This is a genomic window from Nocardioides sp., assembly GCF_041600255.1.
In the GTDB taxonomy this organism is placed as follows: domain Bacteria; phylum Actinomycetota; class Actinomycetes; order Propionibacteriales; family Nocardioidaceae; genus Nocardioides.
Genome location: NZ_JBFIKK010000003.1, coordinates 15,997 through 33,022 on the forward strand (window position 1 = coordinate 15,997; position 17,026 = coordinate 33,022).

Consider the following 17,026-nt stretch of genomic DNA (forward strand, 5'->3'; position numbering starts at 1 on the left):
CCCTGCGGGGGCATTGATTGGGCCCCAACCTAGGGTGGTCGCCGTGACCACCCCGTTCCAGAGCCTGCGCCACACCGAGGCGCAGGCCCGCCACGACCTCCTGATCGTCGACGAGTACGACGTCCGTCTCGACCTCGCGGCGTCCGAGACCACCTTCCGCTCGACCACCACGATCCGCTTCACCTCGCACGGCGGCCCGACCTTCGTCGATCTCAAGCCCGAACGGGTCCACGCGGCCCGGCTCAACGGCACCGAGGTGGACGTGGACCTCCTCGAGCGCGGCCGACTGCCGCTGGAGACCCTGGCCGGTGGCAACGAGCTCGTCGTCGACGCCGAGATGCGCTTCCGCAACGACGGGGAGGGCCTGCATGCCTCCCTCGACCCCGCCGACGGCAAGCGCTACGTCTACGGGATGAGCTTCATGGAGGCCGCGCCCAGCATCTTCGCCTGCTTCGACCAGCCGGACCTGAAGGCGCCCTACACGCTGCACGTCCGCGCTCCGAAGGACTGGGTGGTGGTCGCCAACGCCCCGGGCGAGCAGGTGGAGCCGGGGGTCTGGGAGTTCGCCCGCAGCCAGCCGCTCTCGACGTACTTCATCACCCTGGTGGCCGGGCCCTATCACCTGATCCGCGACGAACACGACGGCATCCCGCTCGGTTTGAGCGCACGCGCCAGCCTGGCCCGCGACCTCGACGCCGACGCCGACGAGCTGTTCACGATGACCCGGCAGTGCTTCGACGAGTTCCACCGCCTCTTCGGCATCCGCTACCCCTTCGGCGACTACCACCAGGCCTTCGTGCCGGAGTTCAACGCCGGCGCCATGGAGAACCCGGGCTGCGTGACCTTCCGTGACCCGCTGGTCTTCTCCAGCCGGGTCACCCGCGGCACCCGGATCCAACGGGCCACCACGGTGGCCCACGAGATGGCCCACCAGTGGTTCGGGAACATCACCACGCCGAAGTGGTGGGACGACCTGTGGCTCAACGAGTCGTTCGCCGAGTACATGGGCAACCGGGTCACCGCCGACGTCACCGAGTACGGCGACGCGTGGACCCACAACGCCTATGCCCGGCGCCAGTGGGGCCTGATCGCCGACCAGCGACCCAGCACCCACCCGGTCGCGGGGAACGACGCCGTCGACGCCGGCACGGCGCTGCAGAACTTCGACGGCATCTCCTACACGAAGGGCTCGAGCATCCTGAAGCAGCTGAACGCCACCGTGGGCGACGAGGTGTTCTTCTCCGGCGTCGTCGACCACTTCACCCGGCACCGGTTCGGCAACGCCACCATGCACGACCTGTTCGCGAGCTGGGAGCGTGCCGGCGCGGGCGACCTCGCGTCCTTCACCGGAGGCTGGCTGCGCACCGCCGGTCCGGACACGATCGTGCTGGACCGGACCGCAGGCGTGCTGCTGCGCACTCCCCCGGCGGGCCACCCGGCCGACCGCCCGCACACCCTGCGGGTCGCCACTGCCCCGCTCGACGGCCCGTGGACGATCGACACCGTCGAGATCACCGCGCCCCGCACGTCGTACCTGACGACCGAGGGCGCGGCCGTGCTGCTCGACCCCTACGAGGACTCCTGGGCCCTGGTCCAGCCCGACCACGTCACCGTGCAGGCGCTGAAGACCCTGCTCCCGGCCACCGAGGACCGCCTGCTGCGGGCCGGCGTCTGGAACAACGTGCGCAGCGCGTTCCACAACGCCGCGATCGCCCCGGCCGACGTGCTGGACCTGATGGAGGCCGGCCTGCCCACCGAGGACAGCGACGACGCGTTGCAGTACACGATGCCGTGGCTGATCGGGCGGGTCGCCCCGCTGAGCGCCGACCCGGCCGAGTCCCTGGCCCGCATCCACGCCACCGCCCTGCACCGGCTGGCAACCGCGGAGAGCGGGTCCACCCTCCAGCTCTCCGCCTTCCAGGCCGCGATCAGCTCGGCCTCCGACGCCGGCACCCTGCGCACCTGGCTGGACGGGCGGGCCCTTCCCGACGGGATCGAGATCGATCTCGACCTACGCTGGCGGGTGCTCTTCCGGCTGGCCACCCTGGGCGACTCGGATCGCCGAGAGCTCGATGGCGCCCTCGCCGCCGAACCGACCGCCCGCTCGCGGGTGGAGCATGCCCGGTCCACCGCCGGCCTGCCGGACGCGGACGCCAAGGCGTGGGCCTGGGCCCGCTTCCTGGGTGAGATCGACGTTCCCAACTACGAACTGGACGCGATCGGGGTCGGCATGTGGCGCCCCGGCCAGGAGCACCTGACGGCGCCGTACGTCGCGCGCTACTTCGAGGAGGTGCCCGGCACCGTCCAGATCCGCAGCGGCTGGGTGCTGGCCGACACGGCCGAGTCGTTCTACCCCAGCACGGCTCTCGACACCGACACCGTCCAGCGCTCGCACGCGCTGATCGCCCGCGACGAGGTGGACCCGTCGATCCGGCGACGCGTGGTGGACCTGACCGACGACCTCGAGCGACGTCTCGCCGTCCTCGAGGCGTTCGGGGCTCGATGAGCTCCGAACCGCTCGACCCGACCGGCAGCAGGCCGCGGCGGCCGGGTCCCACGGTCCGCACCCGGGTGGTCGAGCTGGGCAGCGACGGCACCGAGCGGCGCCACGAGGACCGACTCGCGACCGAGGAGCCGCTCGAGGTCCGGCTCGCCTGGCCGGGCGTGCCCGCCCGCCGGGTCTGGCTGACCATGCGCACACCGGGTCACGACTTCGAGCTGGCCGCCGGCTGGCTCGTGCACGAGGGCATCGCAGCCGTCGACCAGATCGCCGGCGTGGCCTACTGCACCGACGCCGAGCTGGCGCCGGAGCAGGAGTTCAACGTCGTCACGGTCACCCTCACGACGCCACCGGTCGTCGAGCCCGGGCAGCGCCACGAGAGCCGCTCGACCGGGTCGTCGGCCTGTGGCGTGTGCGGCAAGGACAGCATCGCGGATGCGCTCGCCGTCTCCTCGGGCGCGCGGTGGATGGGCGGCCTTCCCGCCCCCGACGTCGTACGCCGCCTGCCGGAGGTGCTGCGCGAACAGCAGCGGACCTTCGCACGGACCGGTGGGGTGCACGCGGCCGGCCTCTTCGAGGCGGACGGCACGCTGTTGGTGGCCCGCGAGGACGTGGGCCGGCACAACGCGGTCGACAAGGTCACCGGTGCGCGGGTGCTGGCCGGGCGACCGGTGGCGGCCTCGTGCCTGGTGGTCAGCGGTCGAGCGGGGTTCGAGCTGGTGCAGAAGGCGGTCGCCTGCGGGGTCGGTGCGCTGGTCTCGGTGGGGGCGCCCACCAGCCTCTCCGCCCAGCTCGCCCGGGACAGCGGAATCGCCCTCTACGGCTTCACCTCGGCCGCTCGCTGCGTGCGTTACTCCTGACACGTCGCCCGGCCCCCGGCGTGGGGACCACGGACTGTCGGTGGTCCTTCCTAGGTTGGTCACATGCGCCTCCTCCACACCTCCGACTGGCACCTGGGCCGGTCGTTCCACCGTGAGGGGATGCTGGGGCACCAGGCGGCCTACGTCGACCACCTGCTGGAGGTGGTCGAGTCCGAGCGCGTCGACGTCGTGGTCGTCGCCGGCGACATCTACGACCGCGCCCTGCCGCCCGTCGACGCGGTCCGGCTGGCCGACGAGACACTGGCCCGGCTGGCTGCCTCGCGCGCGAAGGTGGTGCTCACCAGCGGCAACCACGACTCCGCCCAGCGCCTCGGCTTCAGCTCGCGACTGATCGACGCGGCGGGGGTCTTCATCCGCGCCGATGCGTCCGGGGTCGGCACGCCGGTCGTCCTGGAGGACGAGCACGGCCCGGTGGCGATCCACGGCCTGCCCTACCTCGACCCCGATGCGGTGCGGGAGCCCTGGGGACTGCCTGCCCGCTCGCACCAGGCCGCGTTGACCGAGGCGATGCGTCGCGTGCGTGCCGACCTCGACGCCCGCTCGGGCGCCACCCGTTCGGTCGTGCTGGCGCACGCCTTCGTGGCGGGCGCCGAACCCAGCGACTCCGAGCGAGACATCAGCGTCGGTGGGGTCTCCCTCGTGCCGACCTCCGTCTTCGACGACATCGACTACGTCGCGCTCGGACACCTGCACGGGCGGCACACCCTCACCGAGTCGATCCGCTACAGCGGCTCCCCGCTGGCCTACTCCTTCTCCGAGGCCGACCAGCGGAAGGGGTCCTGGCTGGTCGAGCTCGGCGCGGCCGGCCTGGCCTCGACCACGTTCGTCGACGCCCCGGTCCCCCGCCCCCTGGCCCGGCTCCGCGGCGGGCTCGACGAACTGCTCGCCGACCCCCGGCTCGCGGCCGACGAGGGCAGCTGGGTCCAGGTGACGCTGACCGACGACGTGCGTCCGGCTCGGGCCATGGAGCGCCTGCGTTCCCGGTTCCCGCACACCCTCGTGCTCGCCTTCGAGCCGACCTCAGGGCAGCGCGCCGGCGCACCGGCCGCCCGCCTGCAGGGTCGGTCGGACCACGACATCGCGCTGGACTTCGTGGCCGAGATGCGCGGCGCACCGGCCAGCGACGAGGAGTCGAGCCTGCTCCGGGACGCCTTCGACGCCTGTTGTGAGGACGCCGACGTGGACACCCTCCTCAGCGAGGTCGAGCGATGAGGCTGCACCAACTCGACATCACGGCGTTCGGACCGTTCGCGGAGACCGTGCACGTCGACTTCGACGAGCTCTCGGCCGCCGGCCTCTTCCTGCTCACCGGTGCCACCGGGGCCGGCAAGACCAGCGTGTTGGACGCGGTCTGCTTCGCGCTGTACGGCGACGTCCCCGGCGAGCGCAATGCGGCCAAGCGGCTGCGCTCGGACCACGCCGCTCCGGGCGTTGCCCCTCGTGTGGAGCTGGAGGCCACCCTGTCGGGGCGTCGCTTTCGCATCGTCCGCTCACCCGCGTGGGAGCGCCCCAAGAAGCGCGGTCAGGGCACGACCACCCAGCAGGCATCGGTCACGATCTCCGAACGGATCGACGGCGAGTGGACCCCGCTCTCGAGCCGACTCGACGAGACCGGTCACCTCATGACCCGGCTGCTCGGGATGAACGTCGCCCAGTTCACCCAGGTCGCGATGCTCCCGCAAGGGCGTTTCCAGTCCTTCCTGCGGGCGCGCTCCGAGGAGCGCCACCGACTGCTGCAGCAGCTCTTCCGCACCGGTCGCTTCGACGAGGTCGAGCGCTGGCTGCGCGAACGACGGCTCGCCCTGCGCCGTGAGTCCGAGACCGCCCATCAGCAGGTGGCCGACCTGGTCAGCCGGGTCAGCGAGGCGACCGACGCCGCCCTGCCCGAGAGCTGGGACGTGCGCGACCTCTCGTCCACCGCCAGCACCGGCGAGCTGAGGGCCTGGGCCGCGGGCTTGCGGGAGACCGCCGCCACCGAGAGCCGTCGCTGCGTCGAGGCCGAGGCCGCGGCGACTCGCAACGAGGCCGCGGCACGTCGGGCGCTGGACCGGGCCCGCTCCCACCTCGATCGACGGACCCGGGTCCTGGCCGCGGTCGCCGAGCGCGACGCGCTGGCGGCAGCCTCCGACGAGCACGCCGGCGCCTGCCGAGCGCTGGCCGAGCACCGCCGCGCCAGCGGCGTCGCACCCTTGCACCGGATGGCGGCAGCAGCCCGCGTCGCCCACGAGGGCGCCGAACGCGCAGCCGACGAGGCCTCTCGGAGCGCCGCCCAGGAGCTCGGCCTGCTCCTGGTCGACGAGGCCACCCTGAACGCCTCGGTGGAGAGCTCGTTGGAGCAGGCCGCCCGGGTCCGGGCCGCCCTGCCGCGGGCCCAACGCCTGCGTGCGGTCACCCGGGAGATCGGCACCGCGCAGAAGCAGCACGGTGCAGCCACCCAGCGTCTGGCCGGGCTCCGCGAGCAGGGAGCGCAACTGCCGAGGCGGTTGGCGTCGCTGCGCGCGCAGCTCACCGCGTCGCTCGAGGCGGCCGCTCGCGTGACGATCCTGCGGACCACCATCGACCAGTGCCGAGCCCGGCTCGAGAGCCACGCCCAGAGCGAGCTGCTCGAGCTCGAACTCGAGGCGGCCACCGCCGCCCTGGCCGAGGCCCGGGCGCTCACCGCCCGGGCCCGGGAGACCTGGCTCGACCTGCGGGAGGCTCGCCTGGACGGGATGGCCGCCGAGATCGCCTCGGCGTTGGTCGTCGGGGCCTCCTGTCCGGTGTGCGGTTCGGCCGAGCACCCCGCCAAGGCCAGCCCCTCGCCGGGCTCGCCGGACGCCGCGGACGAAAAGGCGGCGCTCACCGCGCTGGACGACGCCAAGGCCGCCGAACACCTGCACGACACGCTGGTGCGCGACCTCAGCACCCGCATCGCCGTCGCCCGCGCTGCCGCCGGGGACGAGGACGTCCGGGCGCTGCGCGAACGGCTGATCGAGACCGAGTCCGTCCTCGCCGAGCTGGCGCCGCAGGTCGAGGCCGTCGAGCAGCTGCGGCACGACGTCGAGGCCGGTGAGGCCGAGCGCGACCGGGTCGCCGAGCAGATGCACGCGCTGGCCACCGAGGTCAGCGCCCTCGACGAAGGTCTGGCGGCTCGCCAACGGGAGCAGGCGTCCCTGCGCGCCGAGCTGGCCTCGCTCAGCGACGGCGTGCGCGACCTGACGGCCCAGCTCGACCTCCACCAGGCGCGAGCCACCGCCGGCCGGGTCGCCCTGCGGGCGCTCCAGGAAGCTGCGGCCGCGGCCACGAGCCGGGAGGAGACGGCGGCCGCCCTCGCCGAGGCGGTTCGGGAGCGGGAGTTCGGCTCGGTCGAGGAGGCACTCGCCGCCGTGCTCGAGCCGCCGGTGCTCGCCGACCTCGAACGCCGTACCCGCGACCACGAGCGCCGGCTGGCCACCGCGACCAGCGTGCTGGAGGAGCCGGGGGCCGCCGAGCTCGCGGTCAGTGACGCCCCCGACGTGGCCGCCTTGGAGGCCGCGCACGCCGAGGCCCTGGCCGGGCTGGGCGTCGCCCGCGCCCAGCTCAGCCGCTGGCAGGGGCGCGTTCACCGCCTCGACGCCTTGGTCGCCGAGCTGGAGGCAGCTCTCCAGGCCTGGACACCGCTGCGCGAGGAGCTGGACCGGGTGACCGGGCTGGCCAGCTTCGTCGACGGCAAGTCCTCCGACAACCGGTGGCAGATGCGGCTCTCGGCGTACGTCCTGGCCTACCGGCTCGCCCAGGTGGTCGCGGCCGCCAACGAGCGACTCTCCCGGATGAGCGACCAGCGCTACTCCCTGGAACACACCGGTCGCCGAGGCGCCGGCGAGACCCGGGGCGGGCTCAGCCTGCTGGTGCGCGACGACTGGACCGGCGAGACCCGCGACCCCGCGACCCTCTCGGGTGGCGAGACCTTCGTGGTGTCGCTCGCCCTGGCCCTGGGCCTCGCCGACGTGATCACCCAGGAGGCCGGCGGTGCGGACCTCGACACCCTGTTCGTCGACGAGGGCTTCGGTTCACTCGACGCCGACACCCTCGACGACGTGATGGACACCCTCGACTCGCTGCGCGACGGCGGACGCGTGGTCGGCGTGGTCAGCCACGTCGCCGAGATGCGTGACCGCATCCCCACCCAGCTCCGGGTGACCAAGGTGCGCACCGGCTCCACGCTCGCCCTGGCCCGCTGATCGGCATCGGATAAGTTCGCCGACATGAGTGGACCCGGCCTCGATCCGACCTTCACCGCCCTGCCGTACCGATCCCTTGGCGAGACCGCGTTGGCCCGGGCCCGCGAGCTCGGGGTCACCCACGCCGACTTCCGTTTCGAGCGTGTCCGGTCCCAGCACCTGGGTGCTCGCGACGGTGTCCTGCAGAGCGCCAGCGACGATGAGGACCTCGGCTTCGCCGTACGGGTCATCCACCGTGGCGCCTGGGGGTTCGCCGCGGGTGTCCACCTCACCGAGGCCGAGGCCGTCCGGGTCGCCGAGTCAGCGGTGGCCGTGGCCCTGGTGGCAGCCGAGATGACCACCACCCCGGTCGAGATCGCCGACGAGCCCGTGTACGACGACGTCACCTGGATCTCGTCGTACCAGGTGAATCCGCTGGACGTGCCGACCTCCGAGAAGGCCGCACTCCTCACCGAGTGGACCCAGCGACTCCGCACCGCTTCCTCGGTGGAGCACGCATCGGCGTACCTGCTGCAGGTGCAGGAGAACAAGTACTACGCCGACCTGGCCGGCACGCGCACCACCCAGCAACGAGTCCGGCTCCAGCCCGGCTTCGAGGCGATGGGCAGCACGGCCGACGCCTTCGACTCGATGAGCTCGATCGCTCCCCCGGTGGGTCGCGGCTGGGAGTACCTGACCGACGGAAGCCATGACTGGGACCGTGAGCTGGCGGAGGTCCCGGAGCTGCTGGCCGAGAAGCTGGCCGCCCCCAGCGTGGAGGCGGGGACCTACGACCTCGTCATCCACCCGTCGAACCTCTGGCTCACCATCCACGAGTCGATCGGCCATGCGACCGAGCTCGACCGGGCCCTGGGCTACGAGGCCAACTACGCGGGCACCTCGTTCGCGACCGTCGACCAGTTGAACTCGCTGCAGTACGGCTCCCCCATCATGAACGTCACCGGTGACCGGCAGGTGGAGCACGGCCTCGCGACCGTGGGCTACGACGACGAGGGTGTGGCCACCCAGACCTGGGACATCATCCGGGACGGGGTCCTGGTGGGTTACCAGCTCGACCGGCCGATGGGGCGGATGCTCCCGGAGCTCAACGAAGGGCGCTCCAACGGCTGCGCCTACGCCGACTCCCCCGGCCACATCCCGATCCAGCGGATGGCCAACGTCTCCCTGCAGCCCGCTCCCGACGGTCCCTCGACCGAGGAACTGATCGGACGCGTGGAGCGCGGGCTGTACGTGGTCGGCGACAAGTCCTGGTCGATCGACATGCAGAGGTTCAACTTCCAGTTCACCGGTCAGCGGTTCTACCGCATCGTGGACGGTCAGCTCGCCGGCCAGGTCCGGGACGCGGCGTACCAGGCCACCACCACGGACTTCTGGAACTCGCTGGAGGCCGTCGGCGGTCCCCAGACCTGGGAGCTCGGTGGCGCCTTCAACTGCGGCAAGGCCCAACCGGGCCAGGTCGCCAGCGTCAGCCACGGCTGTCCGACCTCGCTGTTCCGCGACGTCCGTATCCTCAACACGAACGACGAGGCAGGCCACTGATGACCCTCCCGATCACGCCCCAGTCCCTGGTCGAGCAGGCGCTCGTCTCCACCACTGCGGACGACTGCGTGGTGATCGTCCGGGACACCACCAGCGCCAACCTGCGGTGGGCCAACAACACGCTGACTACCAACGGCGTCGCCCACCAGATCGCGGTCACGGTGGTGTCGTTCGTACGACGGACCGACGGCGTGGCCACCGGGTCGGTGAGCGGCAGCGCAACCACCCCGGCCCAGGTCGCCGCGCTGGTGGAGTCCGCCGACGCGGCCGCACGGGCGGCCTCCGCAGCCGAGGACGCCCAGGACCTGGTGCGCGACCGGGTCTCGGACGACTGGGACAAGCCCGCGGTGACCACCGACATCCACGTCTACGACTCGTTCGCCCCGGCGCTGGGCGAGGCGTTCGGCCGGGCGTCGTCCGGGGGCCGGGTGCTCTACGGCTTCGTGGACCACCAGATCACCACCACGTACCTCGCCTCCACCACCGGGCTGCGACTGCGGCACGTCCAGCCCACCGGGCACTATGCGTGCACCGGCAAGACCGCGGACCTCTCGCTGAGCGCCTGGGTGGGTGGCGCCACCCGGGACTTCGCCGACGTCGACGCGCAGGCGATGGAGGCCACCCTCGAACAACGCCTCGGCTGGGGTGCCCGCCGGGTCGACCTGCCGGCCGGTCGCTACGACACGATCCTGCCGCCGAGCTCGGTGGCCGACCTGATGATCGACGCCTACTGGTCCGCCGGTGCTCGAGTGGCCCACGAGGGCCAGTCGGTCTACAGCCGACGCGGGGGCGGCACCCGAATCGGGGACGACCTGGTGAAGCCCGGCGTGCACCTGTGGTCCGACCCGTCCTACCCGGGGCTCCAGTGCGCCCCGTTCGCAGTGGCCAGCTCTTCCGACAACGAGCAGTCCGTCTTCGACAACGGTCTCCCTCTGGGGCGGACCGACTGGATCCGCGACGGACGGTTGACGTCACTGCTGCAGACCCGGCACTCCGCCGGACTCACCGGCCAGCCGGTGACCCCCGGGATCGACAACCTGGTGCTCTCGGTGGACGGCGCCACCGGCAGCATCGACGACCTGGTCGCCGGTACCGAACGCGGGTTGTTGCTGACCTGCCTGTGGTACATCCGCGAGGTCGACCCGCAGAGCCTGCTGCTGACCGGCCTGACCCGCGACGGGGTCTACCTCGTGGAGAACGGCGAGGTCACTGGCGCGGTGAACAACTTCCGGTTCAACGAGAGCCCGATCGACCTGCTGAACCGGTTCTCGCACGCCTCGGCGACCGAGCTCAGCTTCAGCCGCGAGTGGGGCGACGAGTACTTCTCGCGTACGGCGACGCCGGCGTTGCGGGTGCCGGACTTCAACATGTCCAGCGTCTCGCAGGCGATGTGATGCTCGATTCACTGGTTAACCAGTGAAATGAGCACTTCACCCAGATAACTCCCCGGGTGAAGTGCGGGTTCTCTGGGTGAGGTCGACGGCAGCCACCCCTAGCTCTCGACCGAGGTGCGCAGCAGGTTCGCCTCCGGCGCGAGGTGCAGCACCCGCTGCGGGAACGCGATCACGACGCCAGCGGCGTCCAGGTCCCGCTTGACCGCCACCGCGACCTCACTGCGCACCCGCCACAGCACCGCGTTCGGCGAGTGGTGCCAGAAGCGCAGGGCCACGTTGATCGTGCTGTCCCCGAACTCGTAGACCCAGGCCTCGGGTCCCGGTTCGTCGTGCACGTCCCCCACCCCGGCCGCGGCCCGGATCATCAGTTGCCGCGCGGCATCCAGGTCCGTCTCGTAGTCCACCCCCACCACCAGTTCCGTACGTCGCGCCTCGCCGCGGGTGTAGTTGGTGATCGGTGCCTCGAGCACCTTGGACGCCGGAACCACCACGTCGTTGCCGTCGAACGTCACCAGGCGCACGGTGCGCAGGTTGATGTCCACCACGCGCCCTTCCAGGTCGTTCGTGGCGATCTGGTCGCCGCGGCGGAACGGGCGCCGAACCTGCAGGATGATCGAGGCGATCGCGTTCGAGAGCACCGACTGCACCGCCAGGGCGACCGCGATGCCGCCGATCCCCAGCGCACCCAGCAGCGGGGTGACCTCGATTCCCAGCGTCTTCAGGATATAGAGGACGACCGCCGAGAGCGCGAGCACCTGCAGGAACCGTCCGAGCAGCTGCGCCGCCTCCGGATCGGAGTCCCCGCCCCGGAAGGCCCGGACGACCACCCGTCGCACGAGTGAGGCCGCCACCACGCCGAGCACCAGGATGCCCGTCGCGACAAGGAGCTGCCCGACGGTGAGACCGGCGAAGAGTTCATCGTCCATCGCACGAGTGTGCCGCACAGCACACCCCGCCTGCTGCAACCCCCGAACCACAGGGCGCGTCTTGGTGGGGTATCGCAACACTCACCCCAGGAGCAGAACCATGACCACCAGCCACCGGCGCCAGCTCTCCGGCGCCCTCGCCCTGATCGCGGTCCTCGCGGTCGGCGCGGCACTTCTCGTCGCCTTCGGCGCCCGTCTGCCGATCGCCTCGGCCCTGACCTCTCCCGGAGGGTCGTCCACCGGTGGACCGACCACCTCCGACAACACCGACCGCGGCCAGGTCAACACCGCCAACCAGGTCCGCGAGCGCGGCAACGCGATCCGCTGCACCGCCCAGCTCGCCGGCCACGAGGCGTACGTCGAGCTCTACGAGAACAGCCACTACGGCAACAGCGTGCAGATCGTCCTCGACGACGACGGCCTCGGCGCCGGTCGCGAGGTCGTGAGCCCACTCGTCACCGGCGAGCAGGTGCACGGCTCCGTCGTCGTCGACGGCACCCGTGCCGTGGTCTCGGGCCCGGCCACCCGCAACGCCGACAAGATCCCCGTCGCTGAGGAGTTCGACCACGCCGGCGAGCACCTCACCACGAGCGGCTTCCGCCGGAGCCTGACCACCGACCTGACTCTGCGGTACGGCGCCAGCACGGTGCCGCTGTCCTGCGACGACGCGTTCCACTTCGTCCTCGACGTCACCCGCGAGAAGACCACCGACTGACCACCCAGACCACTCATCACCACCAGGAGAACACCATGACCACCCACCCCTTCGTCCGAGCCACCGCCCTCGCCGTCGCCGCCGCCGGTCTCACAGTCCTCACCGCCCTCGCCCCGGTCCACGCGTCGCCGACGTCCTCCCCCACCTCCGGGGAGCGCGCCGAGAGCTCCACCCAGCGCGAGATCGGCAACGTGATCGAGTGCATCGGCCGGATCAACGGCAAGCGCGCCTACGTCAGCCTCTATGAGAACGACCAGTACGTGAACGTGATCCAGGTCGTCATCGGGGACAACGGCAACGGTCACAGCCGTGAGGTCCCGCGCGGCTTCATCGACGACCGCACCGTCCGCGGATCCGTCCAGATGGACCGTCAGCGAGCCGTGGTCCGGGGCACCGCCCGTCGTGTCGGCAAGAAGATCCCCGTCCACGAGGAGATCGAGAACGACGCCGGCCAGCGGATCACCATCGACGGATTCCAGCGCCGCATCGTGGCGGACCTGACCCTGCGTCACGGCCGGGCCAGGAAGCCGCTCACCTGCGACACCGCCTTCCACTACAACCTGAAGGTCACCAAGGAAGACCTGAACGAGGAGTGAGAACGACCCTCAGCGACCCGGATGCCCACCAGGAATGGGCGCATCCGGGTCGTACGGCGTCCGGGTGTAGATGAAGGTGGCGATCTCGAGGTGGCTGACCGCCCCGTCGGCCCGGCGTACGACGTGCAGCGTCTCGCCGGCGTGGTAGCCGCTGATCCCCCGCACCCGGTCACCGACCACGGCGAAGCGGTACTTCTCCTCCACCCCGCCACGCCGGGCCACCAGGTGCGTGCCCTCCATCGCGAAGACGAACGGCGTGTTGCCCCAGTGCCAGACCCCCAGGGCGTCGACCAGTTCGGCGGGCACCTCCGCGGTCGGCTCCCACACCGGTGCGATCGTCGGCTCACAACGCTCCAGCTCCTCGAGCAGCGTGATCGCCAGGTCGGTCGGCGAGGCACCGGTGGTGGCGTTGGCCAGCACCGCCGCCGCCGTACGCCGATCCCGGTCCACCAGGCACGCCGCCAGGAACCCCGGCATCGAGCCGCTGTGCCCGACCAGCATCCCGGCCCCACCGGAGAACAGCTGGAACCCCAGCCCGTGCGCGTAGCCCAGGCGGTCGTCCCGGTCGCCGGCCTGCGGGTGGCTGGCCAGCAGCAGCCAGTCGAGCTGCAGCACGTCCGGGTGGCCGTCGAGCAGGAACTGCGCGTACCGGCCGAGGTCGGAGACCGTCGACCACAGCTGTCCGGCTGGCGCCATCGCGCCCGTGTCGGTCGCGGGCTCCGCTACGAGCGTGCCGGCGTAGGGGTGCACGCTCCACCCCTGGGCGGCCGCGCCGTCGGGCAAATAGGAGGTGCGCGTCATGCCGAGGGGATCCAGGATCCGCTCCTGCACGCACTGCACCCACGACTGCCCGTGCAGCCGGGCCGCCACCTCCCCGAGCAGCCCGTAGCCCAGGTTGGAGTAGTGGAACTGCTGCCATGGGGCGAAGGCAGCGCCCGCGCCGTCGTTGAGCGCGGTCAGCTCGGCGAAGTCGAGCCCGGCGCTGCGCTCCCACCAGGAGCCGGCGGGCTCGGACTGCATCCCGGAGCTGTGGGCCAGCAGGGTCCGGACGGTCCGGTCGGCGTACCCGACCTCCCCGAGCACCGTCGAGGCCGGGTCGTCCAGGTCGAGTCGCCCGTCGCGGACGAGCTGGAGCACGAGGACCGCGGTCAGCGTCTTGGTGATCGACCCGATCCGGAACTGCACGTCCGCCGGGTCGTGGCCGGGCACCGGGTCGGCGCCCCGACTGCTCGACCAGACCGTCTCGCCGTCGCGCACGAGTCGGGCCACCAGCGAGGGCAACCGACCCAAGGACTGGGCACGGGCGAGATGGGCTTGGAGGCGGCGACCCGTGCTGCCCGCCACGCTGTGCGGGATCACTCCGCGAAGGCTTCCGGCGGCGGGCAGGCGCACACGAGGTTGCGGTCGCCGTACGCCTGGTCGATGCGGGCCACCGGCGGCCAGTACTTGTCCGGGTCGATCCCGGTCGGGAACACGGCGAGCTCGCGCGAGTAGGCGCGATCCCACTTCTCCACCAGGGCACGCGAGGTGTGCGGGGCGCCGCGCAGCGGCGACTCCTCCGGGGTCCACTCCCCCGCTGCCACCCGGTCGATCTCGCCGCGGATCGCGATCATCGCGTCGCAGAAACGGTCGATCTCGGCCAGGTCCTCGGACTCGGTCGGCTCCACCATCAGCGTGCCGGCGACCGGGAACGACATGGTCGGGGCGTGGAAGCCGTAGTCGACCAGGCGCTTGGCGACGTCGTCGACGCTGACGCCGGTCTCCTTGGTGAGCCCGCGGACGTCGAGGATGCACTCGTGGGCGACCAGGTCGCCGTGGCCGCGGTAGAGCACCGGGAAGTGCTCGCCGAGACGGGCGGCGATGTAGTTGGCCGAGAGAACGGCGACGGCCGTCGCCCGGCTCAGTCCCTCGGCGCCCATCAGCCGGATGTAGGCCCAGGAGATCGGCAGGATCCCGGCGGAGCCGTACGGCGCGGCGCTGATCGGGCCGATCCCCTGCCGCTTGGCGACCTCGGGATGCATCGCGTGCGAGGGCAGGTACGGCGCGAGGTGGGCGCGGACGGCCACCGGCCCGACACCGGGACCTCCGCCACCGTGCGGGATGCAGAACGTCTTGTGCAGGTTGAGGTGCGACACGTCGCCACCGAACTCACCGGGCTTGGCGTGACCGAGCAGGGCGTTGAGGTTCGCCCCGTCGACGTACACCTGGCCGCCGTGGCCATGCACGATCGCGCACAGCTCGGTGATGGTGTCCTCGTAGGCGCCGTGCGTGGACGGGTAGGTCACCATGATGGCGGCCAGGTCGTCGGCGTGCTGGTCGCACTGGGCCCGCAGGTCGTCGAGGTCGATGGAGCCGTCGTCGCCGGACTTCACCACCACCACCTTCATCCCGGCCATCACGGCGGAGGCGGCGTTGGTGCCGTGCGCCGAGGACGGGATCAGGCAGACGTTGCGGGCGGTGTCGCCGTTGGCCCGGTGGTAGGCGCGGATCGCCAGCAGACCGGCGAGCTCGCCCTGGGAGCCGGCGTTCGGCTGGATCGACACCTTGTCGTAGCCGGTCACCTCGGCCAGCCAGCCCTCGAGTTCGTCGACGAGCTGGCGGTAGCCGGTGGCGTCCTCGGCCGGGGCGAACGGGTGAAGGTCGGCGAAGCCCGGCAGCGAGACCGGCTCCATCTCAGTGGTGGCGTTCAGCTTCATCGTGCAGGAGCCCAGCGGGATCATCCCGCGGTCCAGCGCGTAGTCGCGCGCGGAGAGCTTGCGCAGGTAGCGCAGCATGGCGGTCTCGCTGTGGTGGCTGCTGAACACCTCGTGGGTGAGGTACTCGGTCTCACGCACGAGCGCCGCCGGAATCGCGTCCGGCGCGGCGGCGTCGAGGGCTGACAGGTCGATCGAGTCGATCCCGGTGGCCACCCCGAAGGCCCGCAGCACGCTGGTCAGCGTGGATCGGGTGGTCACCTCGGACGCCGAGACACCCACCCGGTCGGTGTCGACGAGCCGGAGCTGCAGCCCGTAGCCGCGAGCGGTCGAGACCACCTCGGCCGCACGACCGGGCACCTGGACCGAGAGCGTGTCGAAGAAGTCCGCGTGCTCGACGCTGATCCCGGCCTCGCGCAGCGCGTGCGCCAGGACCGCGGCGTAGCGGTGGGTGCGGGTCGCGATCGCCCGCAGACCCTCGGGACCGTGGTAGACCGCGTACATCGACGCCACCACGGCCAGCAGCACCTGGGCGGTGCAGATGTTGGAGGTCGCCTTGTCGCGACGGATGTGCTGCTCGCGGGTCTGCAGCGCCAACCGGTACGCCGGCCGACCCTCGGCGTCCACCGAGACACCGACCAGACGGCCGGGCAGGTGCCGCTCGAGGCCGGCGGCGACCGACATGAACCCGGCGTGCGGCCCGCCGTAGAAGAGCGGGACGCCGAACCGCTGCGAGGAGCCCACGACGACGTCGGCTCCCAGAGCGCCGGGTGCCTCGAGCAGCGTCAGGGACAACAGGTCGGCGGCCACCACGGCCAGCGCGTTGCGCTCGTGGGCGGCCGCGATGACGGCGCGTGGGTCACGGATCCGGCCGGAGGCTCCGGGGTACTGCACCAGGACGCCGCACAGCTCACCCTCCGGCAGGCCGTCGTCCAGGTCCGCGACGACGACCTCGGTCCCCATCGCCTCGGCGCGGGTCCGCACCACGTCGATGGTCTGGGGCAGTGCATCGGCGTCCACGACGAAGGGGCCGGAGGCCTTGCGGTTGCCGCGTCGTACCAGCGTCATCGCCTCGGCCGCAGCCGTGGCCTCGTCGAGCAGCGAGGAGTTGGCCGTGGGCAGACCGGTCAGATCGCCGATCACGGTCTGGAAGTTGATCAGGGCCTCGAGGCGTCCCTGCGAGATCTCGGGCTGGTACGGCGTGTAGGCGGTGTACCAGCTCGGGTCCTCGAGCACGTTGCGTCGCACCACCGGCGGGGTGATCGTGGCGTGGTAGCCCAGGCCGATCATCGGCTCGCCCGGACGGTTGGCTGCTGCGATGGCGCGCAGTTCGCGCGCGGTCGCCTCCTCGGTCAGGGCGGCCGGCAGGTCCAGCTCGGCGGCGGCCCGGATCCCACCGGGGACGGCCGCCTCCATCAGGTCCTCGAGCGAGGAGAAGCCGAGCCGCTCCAGCATGACCTCGACATCGGCGGGGCGGAGCCCGATGTGGCGCTCGACGAAGGGCAGCGCCGAGTCCAGCTCGGACAGTGTGCGCGGGGACGTGTGGGGCTGGGACAACGGGGGCTCCTCGAAGCGGGCGATCG

11 protein-coding genes are annotated in these 17,026 nt (G+C 71.8%); 8 read left to right on the forward strand and 3 right to left on the reverse strand.

The features are described 5' to 3' along the window. The first annotated feature begins 43 nt into the window (after positions 1–43). The 6 genes from pepN to ABZE72_RS00750 all read left to right on the forward strand — a co-directional run bounded on the left by pepN (position 44) and on the right by ABZE72_RS00750 (position 10,513). Positions 44–2,506 (forward strand): aminopeptidase N, encoded by a 2,463-nt coding sequence (gene pepN, locus ABZE72_RS00725; RefSeq protein WP_372727090.1) that lies wholly within the window; start codon positions 44–46, stop codon positions 2,504–2,506. Continuing rightward, entirely contained in the window at positions 2,503–3,360 is an 858-nt protein-coding gene (locus tag ABZE72_RS00730) for a formate dehydrogenase accessory sulfurtransferase FdhD (RefSeq protein ID WP_372727091.1), read from the forward strand. The genes pepN and ABZE72_RS00730 overlap by 4 nt, the downstream gene beginning before the upstream one ends. Positions 3,361–3,423: 63 nt before the next feature. Further along, positions 3,424–4,593 carry an exonuclease SbcCD subunit D gene (locus tag ABZE72_RS00735; RefSeq protein WP_372727092.1) on the forward strand — a complete coding sequence of 390 codons (1,170 nt, stop codon included), beginning with the start codon at positions 3,424–3,426 and terminating at the stop codon, positions 4,591–4,593. Next, on the forward strand, positions 4,590–7,580 hold the full coding sequence (locus tag ABZE72_RS00740; RefSeq protein ID WP_372727093.1) for an AAA family ATPase: 2,991 nt from the start codon (positions 4,590–4,592) through the stop codon (positions 7,578–7,580). The genes ABZE72_RS00735 and ABZE72_RS00740 overlap by 4 nt, the downstream gene beginning before the upstream one ends. Positions 7,581–7,604: 24 nt before the next feature. Then, positions 7,605–9,119: a TldD/PmbA family protein gene (locus ABZE72_RS00745; RefSeq protein ID WP_372727094.1), complete on the forward strand. Its 1,515-nt coding sequence runs from the start codon at positions 7,605–7,607 to the stop codon at positions 9,117–9,119. Beyond that, positions 9,119–10,513 (forward strand): metallopeptidase TldD-related protein, encoded by a 1,395-nt coding sequence (locus ABZE72_RS00750; RefSeq protein ID WP_372727095.1) that lies wholly within the window; start codon positions 9,119–9,121, stop codon positions 10,511–10,513. The genes ABZE72_RS00745 and ABZE72_RS00750 overlap by 1 nt, the downstream gene beginning before the upstream one ends. 98 nt (positions 10,514–10,611) lie before the next feature. On the opposite strand, the gene ABZE72_RS00755 is transcribed toward ABZE72_RS00750, so the two are convergent. Then, positions 10,612–11,439 (reverse strand): mechanosensitive ion channel family protein, encoded by an 828-nt coding sequence (locus ABZE72_RS00755; protein WP_372727096.1) that lies wholly within the window; start codon positions 11,437–11,439, stop codon positions 10,612–10,614. Positions 11,440–11,539: 100 nt separating this feature from the next. Here ABZE72_RS00755 and ABZE72_RS00760 point away from each other — a divergent pair, with 100 nt between their 5' ends. Both ABZE72_RS00760 and ABZE72_RS00765 read left to right on the forward strand, forming a co-directional pair. Next, a complete protein-coding gene (locus ABZE72_RS00760) occupies positions 11,540–12,154 on the forward strand; it encodes a hypothetical protein (protein ID WP_372727097.1) in 615 nt (204 codons plus the stop codon). A 35-nt stretch (positions 12,155–12,189) separates the two neighbouring features. Beyond that, complete coding sequence (locus tag ABZE72_RS00765) at positions 12,190–12,750, forward strand: hypothetical protein (protein WP_372727098.1); 561 nt, start codon at positions 12,190–12,192, stop codon at positions 12,748–12,750. Positions 12,751–12,759: 9 nt separating this feature from the next. Here the strand turns inward: ABZE72_RS00765 and ABZE72_RS00770 are convergent, their stop codons facing one another. Both ABZE72_RS00770 and gcvP read right to left on the reverse strand, forming a co-directional pair. Continuing rightward, entirely contained in the window at positions 12,760–14,109 is a 1,350-nt protein-coding gene (locus ABZE72_RS00770) for a serine hydrolase domain-containing protein (protein ID WP_372727099.1), read from the reverse strand. After that, positions 14,106–16,898 (reverse strand): aminomethyl-transferring glycine dehydrogenase, encoded by a 2,793-nt coding sequence (gene gcvP / locus ABZE72_RS00775; protein ID WP_372727124.1) that lies wholly within the window; start codon positions 16,896–16,898, stop codon positions 14,106–14,108. Before gcvP ends, ABZE72_RS00770 begins: the two co-directional genes overlap by 4 nt. Positions 16,899–17,026: the final 128 nt, after the last annotated feature.